This is a genomic window from Rufibacter ruber (assembly GCF_014138425.1).
In the GTDB taxonomy this organism is placed as follows: Bacteria; Bacteroidota; Bacteroidia; order Cytophagales; family Hymenobacteraceae; genus Nibribacter; species Nibribacter ruber_C.
The window spans coordinates 1-19869 of sequence record NZ_JACJIQ010000007.1 but is presented as its reverse complement, the minus strand read 5'-3'; the positions used below and the strand labels follow the sequence as shown (position 1 = coordinate 19869).

The 19869-nt window shown below is 51.9% G+C and carries 14 protein-coding genes; 9 read left to right on the top strand and 5 right to left on the bottom strand.

Annotated elements, in window-relative coordinates; translation table 11 throughout:
- Positions 1 to 98: 98 nt before the first annotated feature.
- Positions 99 to 584: a hypothetical protein gene (locus FHS90_RS09570; protein ID WP_182512890.1), complete on the top strand. Its 486-nt coding sequence runs from the start codon at positions 99 to 101 to the stop codon at positions 582 to 584.
- Between the two features lie 291 nt (positions 585 to 875).
- On the opposite strand, the gene FHS90_RS09565 is transcribed toward FHS90_RS09570, so the two are convergent.
- Positions 876 to 3068, bottom strand: coding sequence for a glutamine synthetase III family protein (locus FHS90_RS09565; RefSeq protein ID WP_066831147.1), 2193 nt, complete (start codon positions 3066 to 3068; stop codon positions 876 to 878).
- A gap of 247 nt (positions 3069 to 3315) precedes the next feature.
- Here FHS90_RS09565 and FHS90_RS22755 point away from each other — a divergent pair, with 247 nt between their 5' ends.
- Positions 3316 to 5163, top strand: coding sequence for a sulfatase-like hydrolase/transferase (locus FHS90_RS22755; RefSeq protein ID WP_182512889.1), 1848 nt, complete (start codon positions 3316 to 3318; stop codon positions 5161 to 5163).
- A 504-nt stretch (positions 5164 to 5667) separates the two neighbouring features.
- Positions 5668 to 6987, top strand: coding sequence for a tRNA (N(6)-L-threonylcarbamoyladenosine(37)-C(2))-methylthiotransferase MtaB (gene mtaB, locus FHS90_RS09555; protein WP_182512888.1), 1320 nt, complete (start codon positions 5668 to 5670; stop codon positions 6985 to 6987).
- Positions 6988 to 7090: 103 nt separating this feature from the next.
- Here mtaB and FHS90_RS09550 read toward each other — a convergent pair whose 3' ends face one another.
- Positions 7091 to 8146, bottom strand: coding sequence for a bile acid:sodium symporter family protein (locus FHS90_RS09550; RefSeq protein WP_182512887.1), 1056 nt, complete (start codon positions 8144 to 8146; stop codon positions 7091 to 7093).
- Between the two features lie 540 nt (positions 8147 to 8686).
- Between FHS90_RS09550 and FHS90_RS09545 the strand changes: the two genes are divergently transcribed.
- From FHS90_RS09545 to FHS90_RS09530, 5 genes are all read left to right on the top strand, one after another.
- Positions 8687 to 10582 (top strand): TonB-dependent receptor domain-containing protein, encoded by a 1896-nt coding sequence (locus FHS90_RS09545; protein ID WP_281367889.1) that lies wholly within the window; start codon positions 8687 to 8689, stop codon positions 10580 to 10582.
- Positions 10569 to 11132 carry an outer membrane beta-barrel protein gene (locus tag FHS90_RS22615; RefSeq protein ID WP_343049648.1) on the top strand — a complete coding sequence of 188 codons (564 nt, stop codon included), beginning with the start codon at positions 10569 to 10571 and terminating at the stop codon, positions 11130 to 11132. The genes FHS90_RS09545 and FHS90_RS22615 overlap by 14 nt, the downstream gene beginning before the upstream one ends.
- A 336-nt stretch (positions 11133 to 11468) precedes the next feature.
- Positions 11469 to 11618: a hypothetical protein gene (locus tag FHS90_RS09540; protein ID WP_182512886.1), complete on the top strand. Its 150-nt coding sequence runs from the start codon at positions 11469 to 11471 to the stop codon at positions 11616 to 11618.
- Positions 11619 to 11689: 71 nt separating this feature from the next.
- On the top strand, positions 11690 to 14131 hold the full coding sequence (locus FHS90_RS09535; protein ID WP_182512885.1) for an outer membrane beta-barrel family protein: 2442 nt from the start codon (positions 11690 to 11692) through the stop codon (positions 14129 to 14131).
- 146 nt (positions 14132 to 14277) lie between these two features.
- Positions 14278 to 14904, top strand: coding sequence for an OmpH/Skp family outer membrane protein (locus FHS90_RS09530; RefSeq protein WP_074987933.1), 627 nt, complete (start codon positions 14278 to 14280; stop codon positions 14902 to 14904).
- A gap of 206 nt (positions 14905 to 15110) precedes the next feature.
- Here FHS90_RS09530 and FHS90_RS09525 read toward each other — a convergent pair whose 3' ends face one another.
- Together FHS90_RS09525 and FHS90_RS09520 are read right to left on the bottom strand one after the other, a co-directional pair.
- Entirely contained in the window at positions 15111 to 16418 is a 1308-nt protein-coding gene (locus FHS90_RS09525) for a chloride channel protein (protein WP_182512884.1), read from the bottom strand.
- A 182-nt stretch (positions 16419 to 16600) separates the two neighbouring features.
- Positions 16601 to 17836, bottom strand: coding sequence for an ABC transporter permease (locus FHS90_RS09520; RefSeq protein ID WP_182512883.1), 1236 nt, complete (start codon positions 17834 to 17836; stop codon positions 16601 to 16603).
- Between the two features lie 139 nt (positions 17837 to 17975).
- Here FHS90_RS09520 and FHS90_RS09515 point away from each other — a divergent pair, with 139 nt between their 5' ends.
- The gene (locus FHS90_RS09515) at positions 17976 to 19241 is read left to right on the top strand and encodes an asparagine synthetase B (RefSeq protein ID WP_182513041.1); all 1266 of its coding nucleotides are present in this window, start codon (positions 17976 to 17978) and stop codon (positions 19239 to 19241) included.
- Positions 19242 to 19381: 140 nt separating this feature from the next.
- Here FHS90_RS09515 and FHS90_RS09510 read toward each other — a convergent pair whose 3' ends face one another.
- Entirely contained in the window at positions 19382 to 19660 is a 279-nt protein-coding gene (locus FHS90_RS09510) for a hypothetical protein (RefSeq protein ID WP_182512882.1), read from the bottom strand.
- Positions 19661 to 19869: the final 209 nt, after the last annotated feature.

Sequence of the window (19869 nt, the reverse complement as noted above, 5' to 3'; positions counted from 1 at the left end):
AATTTTTTTTCTTAGTTTTTGCCGAAACCCGTAACCCTGTCCTTGCTTTGCGCGTAGCCCCAAAAAAAAAGGCGACCCTTTAACTAAACCCCCACCTTATGTCATTCCCCTTCCTTCAGAAAAGTCATGCGTACGCTGCCCGTTTGTTGCACAAAGCGGGATTGACTGTCACTCAGATACCACAGGCCATTGAGGTGGCGCGCACCACTGTAGAGACCTGGCTCTCCCGTGAGTTGGAAAAAGGGAATGTGCAACAGGCAATGCAAGTCCTGAAAGGACAGCTGCAGGAGAAAGGCGCGCAAGTTTTGTTTGACCAGCTGAAGGAATTACTCCTGGTAAAACTGATCATTCACCTGGGAATCAGAAATGCCCTGGCCGGGTCTATTGCCGGTCTGGTGCTTCCGTTTGTATTGAAGCGGGTACTGGAGCTGACCCGGCAGAACCCTGCCCTGCAGAACTGGTGGCAGGAACAGGGCTGGCAGCGGCACGTGCCCACCCAGGAATCAATCAAAGAGAAAATCAAAACGGTTAGCCAGCGTCTCTCCCCTAACCGGACTTCTGAGGAGCAGCCCCTGTTTATCTAATGTTCTGTTTTGGGGCTGTTTTTTCGAAAACAGCCCCAAAACAGCTGTCTCTTTCACCATACATAACAAAGGCCTCTACCGTAGTAGAGGCCTTTTTGTTTGTTTGTCAGAAATGTGACCAGGGCTTAAAGCATGTTTTATTTGTTTTTTGCGCTGAGAAAAAAGGTACTACAAAAGACTGACACCCCCATTTATTCGCACCATAGCGCTGCTATGCTGCTCAATAAACCGGTTCACCAGAACCTAGCCTTCCCCCAATTTCGCCGGCAAAAACCAAATTTGATCAAGCGCTTAGTGGCTGAAAAGCATCTCGCGGTATTTCACCAGTGGCCACTGCTCATCATCTACAATCAGCTCCAGTTTGTCTACGCTGTACCGGATGGTGTCAAAGTAGCTCTTGATGTTCTCATTGTACTGAATGGCGCGCTCACGGGTATCTTCTACCTTGTTGGCTACCTTACGGGCCTCTACCATAGCCTCTACATTGGTTTTGATGGTGGTGAGGTGGCGGGAGATGTTCTTGATGGTGTCAAGGGTTGATTTGGTGTATTCATCATCTTCCAGTCCAATCTCACGCAGGCCTTTGATGTTCTGCACCAGTTTGGTCTGGTACGCCACAGCAGTTGGAATTACGTGGTTGGCAGCCAGGTCACCCATCACACGGGCCTCAATCTGTACGCGCTTGATGTAGTCTTCCAGTAAAATCTCGTGACGGGCGTGTAACTCGCGCTTGTTGAAGATGTTGTGCTTGGTGAACAGCTCCTCGGCCATCTCGTCTACCAGTTTGTCAAGGGCGTACGGGGTAGTCCGGATGTTGCTCAGCCCGCGGCGCTCTGCTTCCTCCTCCCACTCCTTAGAATACCCGTTTCCTTCAAACCGGATGTCTTTAGATGAGATGACGTACTCGCGCAGCACGTCAATGATGGCCACTTCTTTTTTCTTGCCTTTGGCAATGGCTGCCTCTACCGTGTTCCGGAACTCAATCAGCTGATCGGCTACAATGGCGTTCAGGATGGTCATGGCGTTAGAACAGTTCGCAGAGGAACCAACCGCTCTGAACTCAAACTTGTTACCGGTGAAGGCAAACGGGGAGGTACGGTTACGGTCTGTGTTGTCCAGCAGAATTTCAGGGATCTTGTCAATGCCCAGCTTCAGGTACATGTTGTCGCCTTTGTCTAAAGGAACTTTGGCGGTACGCTCCAGTTCATCTAGCACCTCGGTCAACTTTTTACCTATGAAAACAGACATGATGGCGGGCGGGGCCTCATTGGCTCCTAAGCGGTGGTCGTTGCTGGCAGAGGCAATGCTGGCGCGCAGTAAATCTGCATAGCGGTGAACCGCTTTGATGGTGGTAATGAAGAAGGTCAGGAATTGCAGGTTCTCCTTTGGTCTGCGGCCAGGCGCGAACAAGTTCACCCCGGTGTCAGTGCTCAGGGCCCAGTTGTTGTGCTTCCCGCTGCCGTTTACGCCGGCAAACGGTTTTTCATGCAGCAACACTTTCAGGTCGTGCTTCTCGGCTACGCGGTCCATCACATCCATCAGGATCTGGTTGTGGTCTACGGCCAGGTTCGCCTCTTCAAAGGTAGGGGCGCACTCAAACTGGTTGGGAGCCACTTCATTGTGGCGCGTTCTCAACGGAATTCCCAACTTATGGGCTTCAACCTCAAACTCAACCATGAAGGCATGCACCCGTGACGGGATAGCACCAAAGTAATGGTCTTCCAGCTGCTGGCCTTTGGCCGGGGCATGGCCAAATACGGTTCTGCCGGCCATTACCAGGTCTGGACGGGCGTTATACAGCGCACGGTCTACCAGGAAATACTCCTGCTCTATACCCAGCGTAGCGGTTACCCTAGAAACGTCTTTGTCAAAATATTGGCAAACATCTACGGCGGCTTTCTCTACCAGCGTTAAGCTTTTCAGCAAGGGCGCCTTGTAGTCAAGTGCCTCACCGGTGTAAGAAACAAAGATAGTAGGGATACAAAGGGTCTTGGCACCGGTGCTCTCAATAATAAAAGCGGGCGAAGTGGGGTCCCAGGCGGTATAGCCGCGGGCTTCAAAGGTGTTTCTAATGCCCCCGTTGGGGAATGAGGAAGCATCTGGCTCCTGCTGCACCAGGGCGCTGCCCTTGAAGTTTTCAATAGCGCGTCCGTCTGAGCTGAGGTCAAAGAACGAATCGTGTTTTTCAGCGGTCTCCCCGGTTAACGGCTGAAACCAGTGGGTGTAGTGGGTGGCCCCTTTGCTTAACGCCCAGGTTTTCATGGCAGCTGCCACGGCATCAGCCAAATGGCGGTCTACTTTGCTGCCGGTTCTAATGGCAAACTGGAGGCGCTTGAAATAGTCTCCAGACAGGGTGGCTCTCATGGCCTCCAGTCCAAAAACGTTGCACCCGTAATAGTCAGAGATTTTCTCAGAAGGTTGCTTCACCTCTACTGGCGGCCGTTGGTTTACCAACTCAAGCGCCTTAAAACGAAGAATGGCCATTGATTTGTTTGTAGTTTTTTATTTAGATGACCAAATGTAGCACAAGAAATACAACATGCAATAGATTGACCTCTGTTTCTAGGGTGTTTTTTATCCAAATTAACAGTTTGATCACTGACACCCATTATTTCAGACAGTGTTTTATCAATTTTTCATAGTTTTTTCCTGCACAGAGGGTAAAAATAACAGGTGTTAGCTTTTACAGGGAGGCACTCCAATGGACACGGAGAAAGAGTATATTTGCTTTGTGAAAAATATTATAGCCAGATCCTTGGCCTACTTCCTCTTCTGGACAGGCTTTTTTCTGATTTGCCGGGCGTTGTTCCTGAGCTACCAACACGCCAGGGCCGCTGAATTAACAGCCGCTGAACTAAGCAAGACCTTTCTCTATGGCCTCCGGATGGATGCCTCGTTTGCGGCTTACCTGAGTGTGATTCCCTTTCTGCTCTTCCTGAACGAAGCCGCTTTTAAAAAGCCGGTGTTTTTAAAGGTTGTCTCTGCCTACACCCTTATACTACTGCCCGTGATGGTGCTCCTGGTCATCTCTGACCTGGAGCTGTATTCGGCCTGGGGGTTTAGGCTGGATTCTACCCCGTTGCAGTACCTGAACACCCCGGCAGAGATGGCCGCTTCTGTGGCGTCTGCCCCTGTATTTATTTTACTGCTCCTGTTTGTTTTGCTATGGGCCGCCGGCGCTTTTGCCTTTATGTTTGTCAGGAACCGCTGGATTTTCTCTACCCCTAAAAAAAGGCAACACCTGGTGGTGGAGCTCGTGCTGAGCCTGCTGATGCTGGCGTTGCTGGTGTTACCCATTAGGGGCGGTTGGCAACAGATTCCGTTGAACCAAAGCGACGTGTATTTCTCCCAGAAGATTTTTGCCAACCACGCCGGGGTCAATGTTCCCTGGAATGTGATGCATTCCCTTATTAAGAAGAACCACAGCACCAGGAACCCGTACCTTTACCTGGGGAAAAACCAGGCTTCGGCGCTGGTACAGGATCTGTACACCCCAAAAGCAGATTCTGTCCCTTCCCTGCTTCGGGTGAAAAAGCCTAACATCCTGTTCATTATCCTGGAAAGCTACACCGCCAAATTAGTGGGCGCATTGGGTGGGCCAGCTGGTGTAACCCCTAATTTAGATGCCCTGGCCAGAGAGGGGGTGCTTTTCTCCAATATCTATGCAGCGGGGGACCGCAGCGAAAAAGGCATGGTGGCTCTTCTGAGTGGCTACCCCGTGCAGACTACCACTTCTATCATAAAGACCCCCAAGAAGACAGAGCGCCTGCCCCAGCTGGCCTCTGAACTGAAGAAAGCTGGCTACCATACCAGCTATTACTACGGCGGCGAGCTGGCGTTTGCCAACATCAAGTCTTACCTGATCAACGGGCAGTATGATTTCCTGATGGAGAAGTCAGATTTCCCCCGTGAAAGTTACAATTCAAAATGGGGCGTGCATGACCATATCCTGTTTGAGAAGGTGCTCCAGGACCATCAGCAGCCCAGGCAGCCTTTTTTCACCACCGTTTTCACGCTCAGCAGCCATGAGCCCTATGACATTCCCATCCCGGCCAAGTTCAGGGGAAGGGATGAGGAAACCCAGTTTAAAAACTCCTTTTATTATACAGATTGGGCGCTAGGCAAGTTTATAGCTGAGGCAAAGAAGCAGCCGTGGTGGCAGAATACACTGGTGGTCTTGATCGCTGACCACGGACACCCCTTCCCTGGGCGGGATCAAAATGACGCCCCCAGCAAATTCAGGGTTCCGTTGGTTCTGGCCGGCGGGGCTTTGGCGGTGAAAGATACGGTAGTCACGCACATTGGCTCCCAGACAGATCTGGTGCCCACCCTGTTGCAACAGTTGGGGTTACCCCATGACCACTTCGCCTGGAGCAAGAACCTGCTGGACGCCAAAGCTACCCCGTTTGCCTTCTACGTTTTCAATGATGGGTTTGGCATGGTCACACCGCAGGGCACTGTCACCTTTGACAATGTGGCCAAACAACCCATTCAAAGAGACTCCGCCGTGTCTGATCTGCAGGTGGAACAGGGAAAAGCCTACATGCAAACCAGCTTTGCTGATTTCCTGAAGAAGTAAGCCGTTTGCGTTTTGGAGCTGTTTTCAGAAAAACAGCTCCAAAACGCAAATAATTTTGATACCTGCTCTTCAGAGGCATGGTATAATATAAATCTTACCGTCTGGAGACACTGACCACCTGTTGTCACAAGTTAAAACTCGCCTCTGTGGGCTTTATGAGGGGCCCACTGGCTTCTAAAGGAGCAGGTTAGCTTACATTGAAAGGGAAGTAGCGCTGGCGCTAGACCTTTGTCCGGTGACAACGGATGCTGCGGGTCTCCGGACTAGCCGGAGCCGCCGCTAAAAAATAGATGGCGTTTTCCCTGAAAGGCTGAGTGAAACATGGGTTGTGAAGTGTGAGCGTTTCTGCCTCTCCCAATCCCCGCCTCCTATTACTTTGGCATTGACAAGCTCTAGCGCTGGGCTGCGTTTTTGGCCTGTTTTTCTGAAAACAGGCCAAAAACAGGAACTCAATGGCTGAGGCAAGCATTTCATGTACATTCTCCGTACCTTTGCCCCCTGATTATGAAAAAGGTAGCTTTCTATACACTAGGCTGTAAGCTGAATTTCTCTGAGACCTCTACCCTGTCGCGCATCTTCCAGGAGCGCGGGTTTGAGAAGGTGGAGTTCACTGACACGCCCGATATATACGTCATCAACACGTGCTCCGTCACTGACAACGCCGACAAGAAGTGCCGGAAAGTGGTGAAGGAAGCCTTGAAGCATTCACCCAACGCGTTCATTACCATTGTGGGCTGCTACGCTCAGCTAAAGCCGAAGGAAATTTCCGAAATCCCTGGCGTAGACGCTGTGCTGGGCGCTGCCGAGAAATTCCAGCTGGTAGACATTCTGGAGACCTTTGAGAAGAAAGACGCGCCGCAGGTGCACGCCAGCGCCGTTTCTGAGGCCAATACCTTCGTGAACGCCTATTCTTTTGGCGACCGTACCCGCACCTTCCTGAAAGTGCAGGACGGCTGCGACTATTCCTGCACGTTCTGCACCATTCCGCAGGCCCGCGGCAAGTCCCGGAGCAACACCATTGCCAACGTGGTGAAAGAGGCGCAGGAAATTGGCCTTTCCGGCGTGAAGGAGATTGTGCTCACCGGCGTGAACACCGGCGATTTCGGGTTGCAGGAAGGCGTGCGCGTGGAGAATTTCTTCCAATTGGTGCAGGCGCTGGATCAGGTAGAGACCGTGAAACGCTTCCGGATTTCGTCCATTGAACCTAATCTGTTAAGTGAAGAGATCATTCAGTTCGTGGCAGGTTCTCAGCGATTTATGCCGCACTTCCACGTGCCCTTGCAGTCAGGGAGCAACAAGATTCTGAAGCTCATGCGCCGCCGTTACCTGCGGGAACTGTACGCCCAGCGTGTGGACTGGATCAAAACCGCCATGCCGCACGCCTGCATTGGGGTGGACGTGATTGTGGGCTTCCCCGGCGAGACCGAGGAAGATTTCCTGAAAACCTACAACTTCCTGAACGAACTTAATATCAGCTACCTGCACGTGTTCCCGTACTCTGAGCGCGCCAACACGCTGGCCATTGATTTACCCGGTGCCGTGCCCCAGAAAGAGCGCAACCGCCGCGCCGACATGCTCCGCATTCTGTCAGAGAAGAAGAAGCGCGCTTACTATGAGAGCCAGATCGGTTACGAAGGCAAAGTCCTCTTCGAGGCTGATATTACCGACGGTTACATGGAAGGCTTCACCGAGAATTACGTGCGCGTAGTGGCCAAATATGACCCGGTGCTGGTGAACGAGGAAAAGCACGTGCGCCTCACCAACATCACCCCGGCCGGCCTCATGGAAGCCGAAGAAACGTATCATGAACTTCTGGCGCATTAATTTCCGCCTACTAAAATTACCTAACGCAATGGCCCGGCTTTCTTCTGAAGGTCGGGCCATTGCGTTTATAGCCTCTTTTTCTGAAATCAGGCCAAAACCAGTTCTAACCAATAGTAGTGGGAGGCTGCGCCGAAGCTTCTTTCCGGGCCATGCGCTGCGCCAGCATACTGGCAATGATGAGTTGCAGGGCGTGGTACAGCATGAGCGGCAGCAGGATAATGCCCACCGTGTTGGCATCTGGGAACAGCACCTTTGACATGACCGTGCCGTGCACCAGTGATTTCTTGGAGCCGCAGAACATAGCCGTGATGCGGTTCTCCCGGCTGAACCCCAGCAGGTTACTGATCAAAGACGTAAGCCCCGTCACCAACAGGAACAGCGCCACCATGGCCCCGCCCAGCAGAAAGATGTCCAGCGCGCTGAACCCCGCAAACATGTTTCGGGCGAAGGAATCGCAGAAGGACGAGTACACGATGAGCAGGATAATGGTCTGATCGAAGAGTCTCAGGCGGCTTTTCTGCGCCTCGGCAAAGGCCCCGAACTTCCGGTTCAGCAGAATACCCAAGGTCACGGGCAGCACCACCTGGAGCATGAGTTTCAGGATCACGCTGGTCAGGTCCATGTCGGCGGCGGAGCTGGTGCTGGTGAAAAAACTCATCCAGACGGGCGTCATGAACACGCCAATGAGGCTGGAAATGCTGGCGTTGAAGATGGCCGCCGGAATGTTGCCGCCCGCAATAGACACCATCACCACCGACGACGACACCGTTGACGGCAAGGCCGCCACGTAAAACGCGCCCAGCCAAAGTGCGGGCGTGGCACTGTTGAGCGCTACCGCGTGGCTCCCCCACACCAAAAGGGGAAACAGCAGAAACGTGCTCAACTGTACCACCAAATGCAGTCGCCAGTCGCTGAGGCCGGCTTTCAGTTTGGCGGGGCTTAACCGAAGCCCGTAAAAGAAAAAGATGAGCGCTACGCCGTAGGTGGTAATTTCTTCCAGCGGCAAAGGTCCGTTTTCTTCCCCCAACTCCGGCCACAGATAGGCAAGCACAATCATGGCCAGCAGAAACAGCAGAAAGGTGTCTAGCCCCACGCGCTGCAAAAGCCCCGGCAGGCTAATTTTTTTCTTTGTGGCGCTGGCGGAGGTGGCTTCTTTCATGTGCGGCTGGTTGGGAACGGCGAAGAATGGTTTTGCGAGGCAAAGGTACGAAGGTCAAATAAATCTGACCTCGCCTACCCATACCCTCCCGTAGGGGCAAAGGTTACTCTTTTACAAGAGAGAATTCCTTATCAGGAAGGGCCGGAAAAGCAGACGCTGTTTTTGTCCTGTTTTTCCAAAAACAGGTCAAAAACGCAAAGGGCACGAACCTTTTAGAGCAGTCTATGCTGTCGCAAAGAAACTTTCTTTCCCGCTTTTACCCTGTCCGGTTATCACACACTTACTGTCCGATTCCGGACACTTGCAGCCTTTGATAAATTTCCCAAACAATTGTATATCAAATAATTGCCATGTTTAAAAGCATTTGGTCAGAATCTTGCCAAACGGGATACAGCTGTTGTGCGATAGAAGCAGGGGAAGCAGCCTATAGAAAGAAAATGATTCAGTGAAGCAACCAAACACCAACTAACTACATCTTTCCTTTCAAAGCGCTTGACCCCTTACTCCTACAACTGATCTAACTCCTTAGCATTCCCCTTTATGAAAAAAAGCAATCAACTCTTCCTCCTTGCTTGTCTCAGTCTCTGTTGTTTCTTTCAGGCCCTGGCCCAAAGTTCAACGGGCATTACCGGAACGTTGGTAGACTCCAAAGGCGAGCCGCTAAGCTACGGAACGGTGGCCCTGATCCGGAAAGCCGATGCGGCCGTGGTAGACGGTGCCGGCGTGGAGGTGAATGGCCATTTTAAGCTGAAGAGCCCCGCCCCCGGCACCTATTTCCTGAAAGTGACCGCCATGGGCTATGGCACGCTGGAGACTCCGGCGTTTGTGGTGAACCAGGCGGGCTTTCAGAAAGAGTTCGGGAAACTGGCGCTGGCCCAGGATGCAAAGATGCTGCAGGAAGTGACCGTAGAATCTATGCGCCCCACCATCATCAACCACCCAGACAAAATGGTGGTGAGCGTGGAAGGCACCGTAATGGCCGCCGGCAGCACCGCCATGGAAGTTTTGTCAAAATCGCCGGGCGTGTGGGTAGACCAGGACGGCAACATCCAGCTCAACGGAAAGGCCGGCGTACGGGTCATGATTGACGGCAAGCTGACCTACATGAGCGGCAAACAGCTGCAGACCATGCTCCAGTCCATGCCCGCCGACAATATCAAGGACCTGGAGATCATCACCAACCCTTCGTCTAAATTCGATGCCGAGGGAAACTCCGGCATCATCAACATCAACCTGAAGAAAAACCAACTGACGGGTCTCAACGGCAGCGTGTACACCGGCTACCAGTACAACAAACTGCACGGTTACTCGGCGGGCACCAACATCAACTATAAGAGCGGCCAGTGGAATTCTTTCCTGAACGCCGATTTCGGTCGTCGGACGAATTTGCGCACCAATACCATGACCAGGCTTTTCTGGCAGGAAGGCCAGCCCACCAGTTTTGACCAGCGGGGGCGCGAGGAAACCTTTAGAAATGTGCCGTCGGTGAGGCTGGGCACCGATTACCAGCTGAACGACCAACACAGCTTTGGGGCGATGGCGTATGTGATGACCGTAGACTATGACAATTCCTTCGTGACGGAGACGTATCTGCGCAACAGCAATCCTTTGGAAGACTCCCTCATCAGCGCCCGGAACCTGATTGACGCCGATTACTTCAACATCACCCTAAACGGGCACTACGCCTATAAACTGGATACCCTGGGCAGTTCCCTGTCCGCCGACGTGGATTACGTGAAAATCACCGACAACAATGACGCCGGGTTCTTCAACAGCGGCCAGTACGTGAACCAGGCACCGCAGCTCCGGCTGGAGCAGTTGGGCAGCTACAATCCTACCACTTTCCATATCTACTCGGCCAAGGCCGATTTCACCCGCAAATTCCAGAACAAGAGCAAGTTGGAGGCGGGTCTCAAAACCAGTTACGTGGAATCTGACAACGAGCTGCAGTTCTATTTTGTAGAGGGGAATTCCCGGCGGCCAGATTCCAAGCGCAGCAACCATTTTATATATAGAGAGAACATTTACGCGGGCTACGCCAATTACAGTGCCAACCTGGGCGAGCGTTGGAGCGTGCAGGCAGGGCTACGGGCGGAGCAAACGGTGTCTAAAGGCCGGTCAGTGACCTTGAAGCATACCACGCCCCGCCGTTACCTTGATTTCTTCCCCAGCCTGTTTGTTCAGCAGAAAGTGACAGACAACTACCAGTTGACCTACAACTACAGCCGCCGCATCAACCGGCCGCAGTACGATGACCTGAACCCGTTCATTTTCTACCTGGACCCTCTCACCTGGGCACAAGGCAACCCGGCCCTGCGGCCGCAGTACACGCATTCGTTCCAGGTGTCACAGACGTTCAAGAAAGACTACATTCTCACGCTAGGTTACGCGCACACCAAAGATTTCATCGCGGAAGATTCCGGTGCAGAACAATGAAACCAACACCACTATCTTTTCCCAGCGCAACGTAGATGCCTTCAAGAACCTGAACGGTACATTGGTGGTGCCGGTACGCATCATGAAGAAATGGGAGGCGAGCAACAACCTGGGCTTCGGGTTTCAGTCTTTTACCACGTATGTGCAGGAGAACCAGCCTATTTTGAACGAGCAGTTCTACTACATGCTCAACTCCAACCATACCCTTCAGTTGCCGCACAAGATAAAGATGGAGCTGAACCTGGGCCTACAGGGGCCGCAGGCCTATGGGCTCTACACCATTGAGCGTACCTGGTGGCTGGACTCCGGTGTAAAGCGTTCTTTCCTGAAAGACAACCTGGACGTGAGCCTCACCGTGACCGATATCTTCAGAACCCGCAAGGTGGTGGGCTCTGCCAACTTTGACGGCAACATCAACGCCTTTGACCAGTACTTCGCGGCGCAGAGCTTTCGGGTGAACCTGCGCTACCGCTTCAGCAAAGGCCAGAAGTTTGAGATGCAGCGCCGTTCCACCAACCTGGAGGAACTCAACCGCGCCGGAGGCAACTAGAGGTCATTTCCTGCTGGCAATGGCCTTGCCATTAGAATACCTAATACTGCCTGACAAATGGTATTTTCTGTTTTTGGCCTGTTTTTTAAAAAGTAGGCCGAAAACAGAAATTAAGAAAGCCTTCCTTCATGGAGGGGGCAGCTACTAATCTTACTGCGTTTTGGGGCTGATTTGATAAAAACAGCCCCAAAACGCAAATTCTCCCTTACTCTACCAGGCCCTCCCTTTCCTCCAGAGAAAATATTTTTATTAAAACAGTACAGTACCTTGCGTTACATAGTACCTTATTATATATTTGCTCCATCAACAGAAATAATTCCTCTAACCCCTACTACTATGGAAAATTACCAGATCCTTCACCTCTTCGCCCAAATATTCCTCTTTTTGGCCACCTTCACCTTAGGTATGGTGGGGTATGTGCTGCTGTCTTCACACGTGGGTAAAAAAGTGCGTACAGGATCAAATCAGCCGCTCCGGTTTAGCTAAGGCTTTTTTTTTGATAATGTGCCTTGCATTACATAGTACTATAGATAAATAGAAACACTAATATCTCTGACATGAAAAAGCTTTCTCAATTCCTCTTCTTACTGGTCGCCCTGGCCTTCACTGGCCAGGCTGCCATGGCCCAATCTACGGGTTCCCTCACCGGCCGGGTAGTAGATGAAAAAGGCGAACCCCTCAGCTACGGCACCGTGGCCTTACTCAAAGCCGATGACAAGACTGTTCTCACCGGCACGTCCATTCAACTGGACGGGACATTCTCTCTGAAAACTCCCGGCAAAGGAACTTACCTGCTGCGCATCAGCGCCATGGGGTTTACCCATCATGACCTGGCTCCCTTTGATGCTCCCGCGGCAGGTTTTACCCGTGATTTTGGGAAAGTAGTACTGAAACAGGATTCCAAAATGCTCAAGGAGGTGACCGTGCAGAACCTTCGGCCCAGCGTAGATGTACAGCCCGATAAGATGGTGGTGAGCGTAGAGGGAACAGCCATGGCTGCCGGCAATACCGCTTATGACGTGCTGGCCAAGTCGCCGGGCGTATTTGTAGACCAGGACGGGAACATCCAGTTGAACGGAAAGCAGGGCGTAAAAGTGATGATTGATGGCAAACTCACCTACCTGGACGGCAAGCAACTCCAAACCATGCTGCAGGGCATGCCCGCAGACAATCTGAAAAATTTGGAGATCATCGCCAACCCATCGGCTAAATATGATGCGGAGGGAACCGGGGGCATCATCAACCTCAACCTGAAGAAAAACAACCTGGACGGGCTGAACGGCAGCGTGTACGGCGGTTACCAGAACAATACCAAAAGTGGCGGCAACGGCGGCCTCAACCTCAACCTGAAGCAGGGTAAATGGAGTTCATTTGCCACCGTAGACCTGGCCCAGCGCCCGCGCAAGAGAACCTTTACCATGGACCGTGTTTTTGCTAATGAAGGCACTACTGCTTTGCTTACCCAGGCAGGGAAAGAAGAAGGCAGTTCCTTCTCCCCTTCCATGCGCGTAGGGACTGACTATGACCTGAACAAAAACCATAGCATGGGCGGCACAGTAAGCCTTTCCAGCATTCGTTCCACCTCTGGGGTGGCCACTAATTCAGTTTTAGACGACCCAACCCAAGCAGGACGGCTGTACAACCAGACCACCACCCACAACAGGCAGCGGTACCACAGCGCCTCTTTCAATGCTCACTATACCGGCAAACTGGACACTTTGGGCACTACCCTTTCAGCAGATCTTGACGTGGTGCGCATCAAAGACAGCACCCCCAGTGATTTCCTGAACCTCCAAACCTTCAGCTATAAACCAGGCTCGGAGCAAGAATATTTTGAAACGCTTAACCCAACTGCTTACCAGATTTATTCGGCCAAGGTAGATTTTGTCCGTCCGCTGCCGTCCATGAAAGGAAAACTGGAACTGGGCGCCAAGGCCAGCTACGTGGAGTCTGACAACCAGATAGATTTTTACAGCCTTGACAAGGGCGAGCAGGTGCCGCACAGTGTCCGGAAAGGCGACCACTTCATTTATGACGAAAACATTCTGGCTGCGTACACCAACTTCAGCGCCAGCCTGAGCCCTAAATTCACTTTACAGGCCGGCCTGCGGGCCGAATACAACAATTCTGAGGGAAATTCCATCCCTAATAATAAAGTGACTCCCCGCTCCTACCTGGACTGGTTCCCCAGTGTGTTTGTGCAGCAGAAAGTCTCTGGAAACTATATGGTCAGCTACAACTACAGCCGCCGCATCTTCCGGCCCCGCTACAGCAACCTGAACCCGTTCCGGTTTTACATTGACGCCAACACCTACGCAGAGGGCAACCCGTACCTGAAACCGGAGTACACCAACTCGTTCCAGGTAACCCAGACCTACAGGAAGAACTATAACCTGACCCTGGGCTACGCCCACACCAAAGATGATATCTCAGAGGTGCCTTATTTCTACCCAGAGCAAAACGTGATGGTCTTCCGGCAAAGCAACGTGGAGAGCGCCACCACCAACGCCACCCTGACAGTGCCGGTTACGGTCACCTCTAAATGGAACATGAGCAACAATGTAACGGTGGCATACCAGAATTTTCAGACGTTGGTGAAGGAGAAGGTCATTGAGAATGCGCAAACCATGTTCATGGCCCAAACCAACCACAACATCTTGTTGCCTAAAGGTTTCAAAGCCGAAGTCAACGGTTCGTACCGGGGCAAAGGGGCGTTCAACGTGTATAAAACAGATCCGGCGGGTTGGGTAGACGTGGCTGTAAAACGCTCTTTCTTTAAAGATAAGCTGGATGTGAACCTGGCCGTGACAGATATCTTCCGGACCCAGAGAATGAAGGGGATCTCTGTGGTGAACGGGAACACTAACAAGATTGACATGTACCACTCAAGCCAAAGCGTGCGCCTGAACCTGCGCTACCGCTTTCTTAAAGGCGAGAAATTTGAGGTGAAGCGCCGCAACGCCAGCCTGGAGGAGTTAAACCGGGCCGGCGGAAATTAACCTTCGCCCCTGACATTGCTTAGGCTTACAATATATTTTCTTAAATTGACCCACTAAACCTGCGGCCTGGGCAGTACTCAACGTAGCTGCCCAGGCTTAATTTGTAACCCTTATAGACCTTGACAGTGAGTATTTCAAGAAATTTGATGTTGGCTCTAGTAGCCGCCAGCACCTTTGCTGCCTGCAAAAATGAAACGCCCGCAGAGAAACCTGCGTCAGCAGCTGCCCAAGAAACAACGGCCGCAGATGATTCAACCGCCACGGCTGACCCTGCCGGCCAGACTCTTTCCCCCGCCCAGGCAAACCCAGAGATAGTGTACATCAATTCTGATTCGCTCCTGACCAAATACCAGTTTTTCAAAGATGTGAAATCACGCCTTGAGGCCAAAGCCAAACGCCTGGACAGCGATTTCAGAAGCAAAGGCGAGGCGTTTCAGCGCGAGGTAGGCCAGTTTCAGCAGCAGGCAGCCGGCATGACCCAGGAACAACGCGCCTCTACCGAGCAGCGTCTGGGCCAGAAACAGCAGCAATTGGCAGCCCAGCAGCAAAGTGCCGGCAACCAGTTGGCCAATGACGAGAACGAGGAGATGAAGAAGATCTATGAGAAAGTAGAGAGTTATCTTAAAAAGTTAAGTGCTGACCGCGGCTATAAAATGGTTTTAACCTATACCCGGGGCAACAGCGCTATTCTATACGGTGACAAATCGTTAGACATCACCACTGAAGTAATCAAAGGCCTGAACGAAGAATACGCTAAAACTAAAAAGAAATAAGCTTATCTTACTTCTTCCTAAATCTAAAAAAGCCGACGCCACCGTCGGCTTTTTTTTGTGGGGGTGGGGTGGTGATTTCATCCAGATTTCTGTTTTGGGGCTGTTTTCTTGAAAACAGCCCCAAAACAGAAAGGGGGCTTCTTTCCTTGGTTGGAGACCGTTCTTGTTTTGCCTTCCCAGCGCAGAAACATGGTGCCCTACTTGTATTACAGTTCCTCTAACGCCTTCCCGGTGTCCCTCCCCCAGAGTAAATGTTTGCTGCTCCCTACCACCTGCCCGCCGTAGATCCCTTTATGGCCAGAGAACAGATACGCAACCACGCAGGCCAAACCGGCATACATACCGCAGCCACTCCCAAAGAGTTCAACCGCCATAAAGGTACACGCCAGCGGAGTGTTGGCGGCACCGGCAAAAACTGCCACAAAGCCAAGGGCGGCCAACATCTCCAACGGCAGCGGAAGCCACGGGAACAAGGCATTGCCCAGGGTGGCACCAATAAAAAACAGCGGCGTCACCTCACCGCCCTTAAAGCCACAACCCAGGGTCAACGCCGTTAAGAACAGTTTCAGGGCGAAATCATACCCAGGCAAAGGGGTTTCAAACGAGGCGACAATGGTGGGAATGCCCAATCCCACATAGTTGGTGGTGCCCAGGGCCCATAGAACCAGCAGCAGCAAGACACCGCCAATGGCAGGCCGCAAAGGGCGGTACGCAATGGTGGTTTTAAAAATAGCGGCCACCGCATGAGAAGCACCGGCAAACCCTCTCGCCACCACCCCAAAGCAGATCCCCGCCAAAAGGGTGGCCCCCAGTGACAGCACAGTGAAAGCAGGCGGCACCACCTCCGGATAAACCGTATGGCCCACCCCCCAACTCAGCGTGACCCAGTGCGCAAAACAGGCCGTTAAAAAGCTGGGCAACAGCGCGTGGTACCGGAGCTGGCCTATCAGAAAGACCTCTAGCCCAAAAACAGCACCGGCCAGCGGCGTACCAAACACTGAGGCGAACCCGCCGCTCACGCCACAGATCAGGAGCACCTGCCGGTCCCGCGGGCGGAGCTTCAGCCACGGGGTCAGTTGATCTGCCAGGCTTCCGCCCATCTGAACGGCAGTCCCCTCCCTTCCGGCGGAGCCGCCCACCAGGTGGGTAAGCACAGTGGCCAGCATGACCAGCGGGGCCATCACGAAGGGGATTCTGGCAAGGCTAGGCTTCTGGATTGTCTGGAGAAGCAAGTTGTTCCCTCCTTCTGAGCCTTTGCCCCCATACTGGTACGCAGCCCCAATAAGGAAACCCGCTACCGGAAGAAGGTAAAGTACCCACGCGTGCGTCTCGCGGTACTGGGTAACGAACTCCAGCAACACCAGAAAAAGAGCAGAGGCAGACCCGGAGACGCCCCCCACCAGAAGCGAAATGAAAACCCAGCGCAAAAGGTAGCTCAGCAGCACCCCGTGCCCCTGCCGGTGAAACGCTTTTTTAGGGGATAGTTGGGCAAGTAGATGTTGTAGAAACGGCATGTGCCTAGATTAAAAAAAACCTGCAGTAGCCTTTCAGGCGAAGGCAAGCCAACAGGTTGCTAAGACAGACTGCCTAAAAGTAACAGGAAAAGCAAATTCTTCCTTTTGCATGCCGAAGGATCTTTTGAAATATTTCTGTTTTGGGGCTGTTTTTAGAAAAGCAGCCCCAAAACAGACGATGCCTACTCATACCGAAGCGATTCAATAGGATCCAGCTTAGATGCTTTGTAAGCAGGGTAGTACCCCGAAATCAGACCAACGGTAATACAGGTGGCCATCCCTACAAACATCCAGAGCCACGGCACAATGAATTCGCCCTGACCTATGAGAATAGAGATGCCGTTGCCCATTAATACCCCAAATATGATTCCGGCAATGCCGCCCAGGACACAGATCACAATGGCTTCAATCAGGAACTGCTGCCTGATTTGCTTGATGGTGGCACCCAGGGCTTTTCTAATGCCAATCTCGCGGGTACGCTCAGTGACGCTGACCATCATGATGTTCATTAAACCAATGGAGGCCCCCAGCAGGGTGATAAACCCTACTAAAACCCCAAAAGATTTCACGTAGCCGGTAATATCATCCAGAGTCTTCGCCACAGAGTCACTGCGGGTGATTTCAAACGAGTCTTCCTGCCCCAGCGGGTCCTGCCGAAGCTTGCGCATGATACCGGTGGCTTCGTCCATGACAAAGGCCAGGCTGGTATTGTTGGTAATGACAGATTTAATGGAAAACGTCAGTGGCTGACTGGTAGGAATTTGGGTGGCCGTCTCTAAAGGGATAATGATCATCCGGTTGCTTCCGCCGCCGCCCAGTCCGCCGCCTTCATCTTTGATGGTGCCCACTACCTTGAACCTGCGGCCCAGCATGACAATGTTCTGCCCCACGGCACTTTGTTTAGGGAAGAGTTTTTTGGCCACCTCTGGCCCAATGATGGCTACCGGCGCCCCGCTTTGGTGCTCCAGGCTGGAGAAAGGGCGGCCTGCCTCCAGGTCATACGTTTCATTGGCCAGGAAATTCTCATCTCCCCCCTGCACACTGATGTTTGGGTTAGTCTTGATGCTCCCGGCTTTCACCGTGGTGGCGCCAGAGATTTGGGTGGCCACGCTTACCCGCGCCTTGCCTTCCATAAGCTCCTTGTAGCGCTTGGCCTGGAATTCGGTAATGTTAGGGTACACCTTGTTCTGCTTTCCGCCGCGGCTGCCGCGCCCCTCCCACTTCTTCTCTATGTCAAAAGAATTGGCCCCCAAGGTAGAAAAGGTACTGGAGACCGAATACTTGATACCCTCAATTGCCGTTAACATACCAACCAGGGCGGTGATGCCTATGGCAATGATCATAGCCGTGAGCACCGTTCTCAGGAGGTTGCTTTTAATGGACCGAAAGCCTTCCTTGATGTTTTCAGTATAATTCATAGTGGGTGAAAAAGAGCAGTACAGAAATAGGGTATCTGTCGTAGAAAGCAAAGAAATCTTACTACCATAAAAGTAATGGTTTTCCGGTTTACTGCCTGATTTTCTTAAATTTGTTTAAAACTGTTTGTAAATGAAGAAGATGATGCGCCGTTTGCTGGGGGTTGTGGCGGTTTTTCTGCTGGCGGGAACGCACAGCTGGGCCTCTTACCTGCTGCTGCCCATGGACAAAGACCAGAAGAACCACCTCAAGGCCTATGGTGTGGCGTACTGGGCCCTGCAGCGGCAGGTGGAGGTTGACTGGCTCCTGAACTACCGGGGCGGCTCGTTCGCCTTCAAACATGCTCAGCCACTGGAGAATGAGCTGGTGGTGCGGGGTATTGGTTACCAAACCATCTCAGATGCGCAGTACAACCAGATTCTGCAGGAGATTGGGGCCCCTGAGTCTAACATGGATGTGATGAAACTGGAGAAGGCGCCTAAAATTGCAGTTTACTCCCCTAAATCAAAACAACCCTGGGATGACGCCGTGACCCTGGTACTCACCTACGCCGAGATCCCTTATGACGTGGTGTATGACCCAGATATTCTGGAAGACAAACTGCCCAAATATGACTGGCTGCACCTGCACCATGAAGATTTTACCGGGCAGCAGGGAAAGTTTTACGCTGCCTTCAGAAACGCCCCTTGGTACATAGAGCAGAAGCGGGAATCTGAGGCCATTGCCAAGCGGTTTGGGTTCAGCAAGGTGCCTGAGCTGAAAGGTGCGGTGGTACAGCGCATCAGGGACTTTTGCGCCGGCGGGGGCTTCATGTTTGCCATGTGCTCCGCCACCGACACGTATGACATTGCCCTGGCGGCACACGGCGTTGACATCACCGAAGTGATGTTTGATGGTGATCCGGCTGACCCGCAGGCGCAACAGAAGCTGAAGTTTGAGAACACCTTTGCCTTCAAAGACTTTACCCTGATCAGAGATCCCTTCCACCCTGAGTTTTCCAACATTGACAATTCACAGTTGGAGCGGGGGCTGCGCGAAGGCAGTGATTACTTTCAGCTCTTCACCTATTCAGCAAAGTGGGATCCCATTCCCACCATGTTGACCCAAAACCATGAGAAAACCATTAAAGGGTTCATGGGGCTGACCACCGGTTTCAAGAAAAGACTGATCAAATCTGACGTAGTGATTATGGGCGAAACCAAATCCATTGACGAGGCGCGTTACATCCATGGCACCTTCGGGAAAGGCACCTGGACGTTCTATGGTGGCCATGACCCAGAGGATTACCAGCACTTTGTGGAGGAAGAACCCACTGATCTTTCCCTGCACCCTAACTCACCCGGCTACCGGTTGATTTTGAACAATATTCTGTTCCCGGCGGCCAAGAAGAAAAAGCAGAAAACGTGATGGATTGTTGATTGCTGATTGTTCTAAAAAAAGGCTTCCGTTTTGGGGCTCATTTCCAGAAATGAGCCCCAAAACGGAAGCCTTTTTTTGTTGTATAAAGAAAAACTCAAGTGACCATTTCATAAATTACTTTTAGTACCTTACTGAGAGTCTTCCTTTTTATGCTGAATCACTACGTCTGGCACTCTTTCAATGGTTTCCATACCTATGAGTTTTCCATCCTGAAAATAATAAAATTGCTTGCCCTCGTCTGTCAAATTAATTTTATACACAGATTTTCCTTCGCTGAAAGAATATAAACTAGCCCCGAAATGTGTCTTTTTAAACTCTTCCTCCCCCATTCCAATCCTTGAATTGTAGGAAAGTGCCGCGCAGCCAGACAAAGAGATAAATAAGCAGATCGTAATTATTTTTTTCATAAGCTATTGGTGAAAGAAAGTGAAGAAAAGCTCTTAGCCATGCTTAACCCCAAAAAGCAAAAAGCGCTCCATGTCTTCCACAGTTGCGCTTTTACTTAGACAATCACTATATAGTGAAGCTGTTTAGAGTTTTTGATTTTGGTTGAATTTTCGGATAAACAAGGCTGTAAAGGCTAGCAGATGCAGGGCAAGCCAGTGCTGCGCCCTGG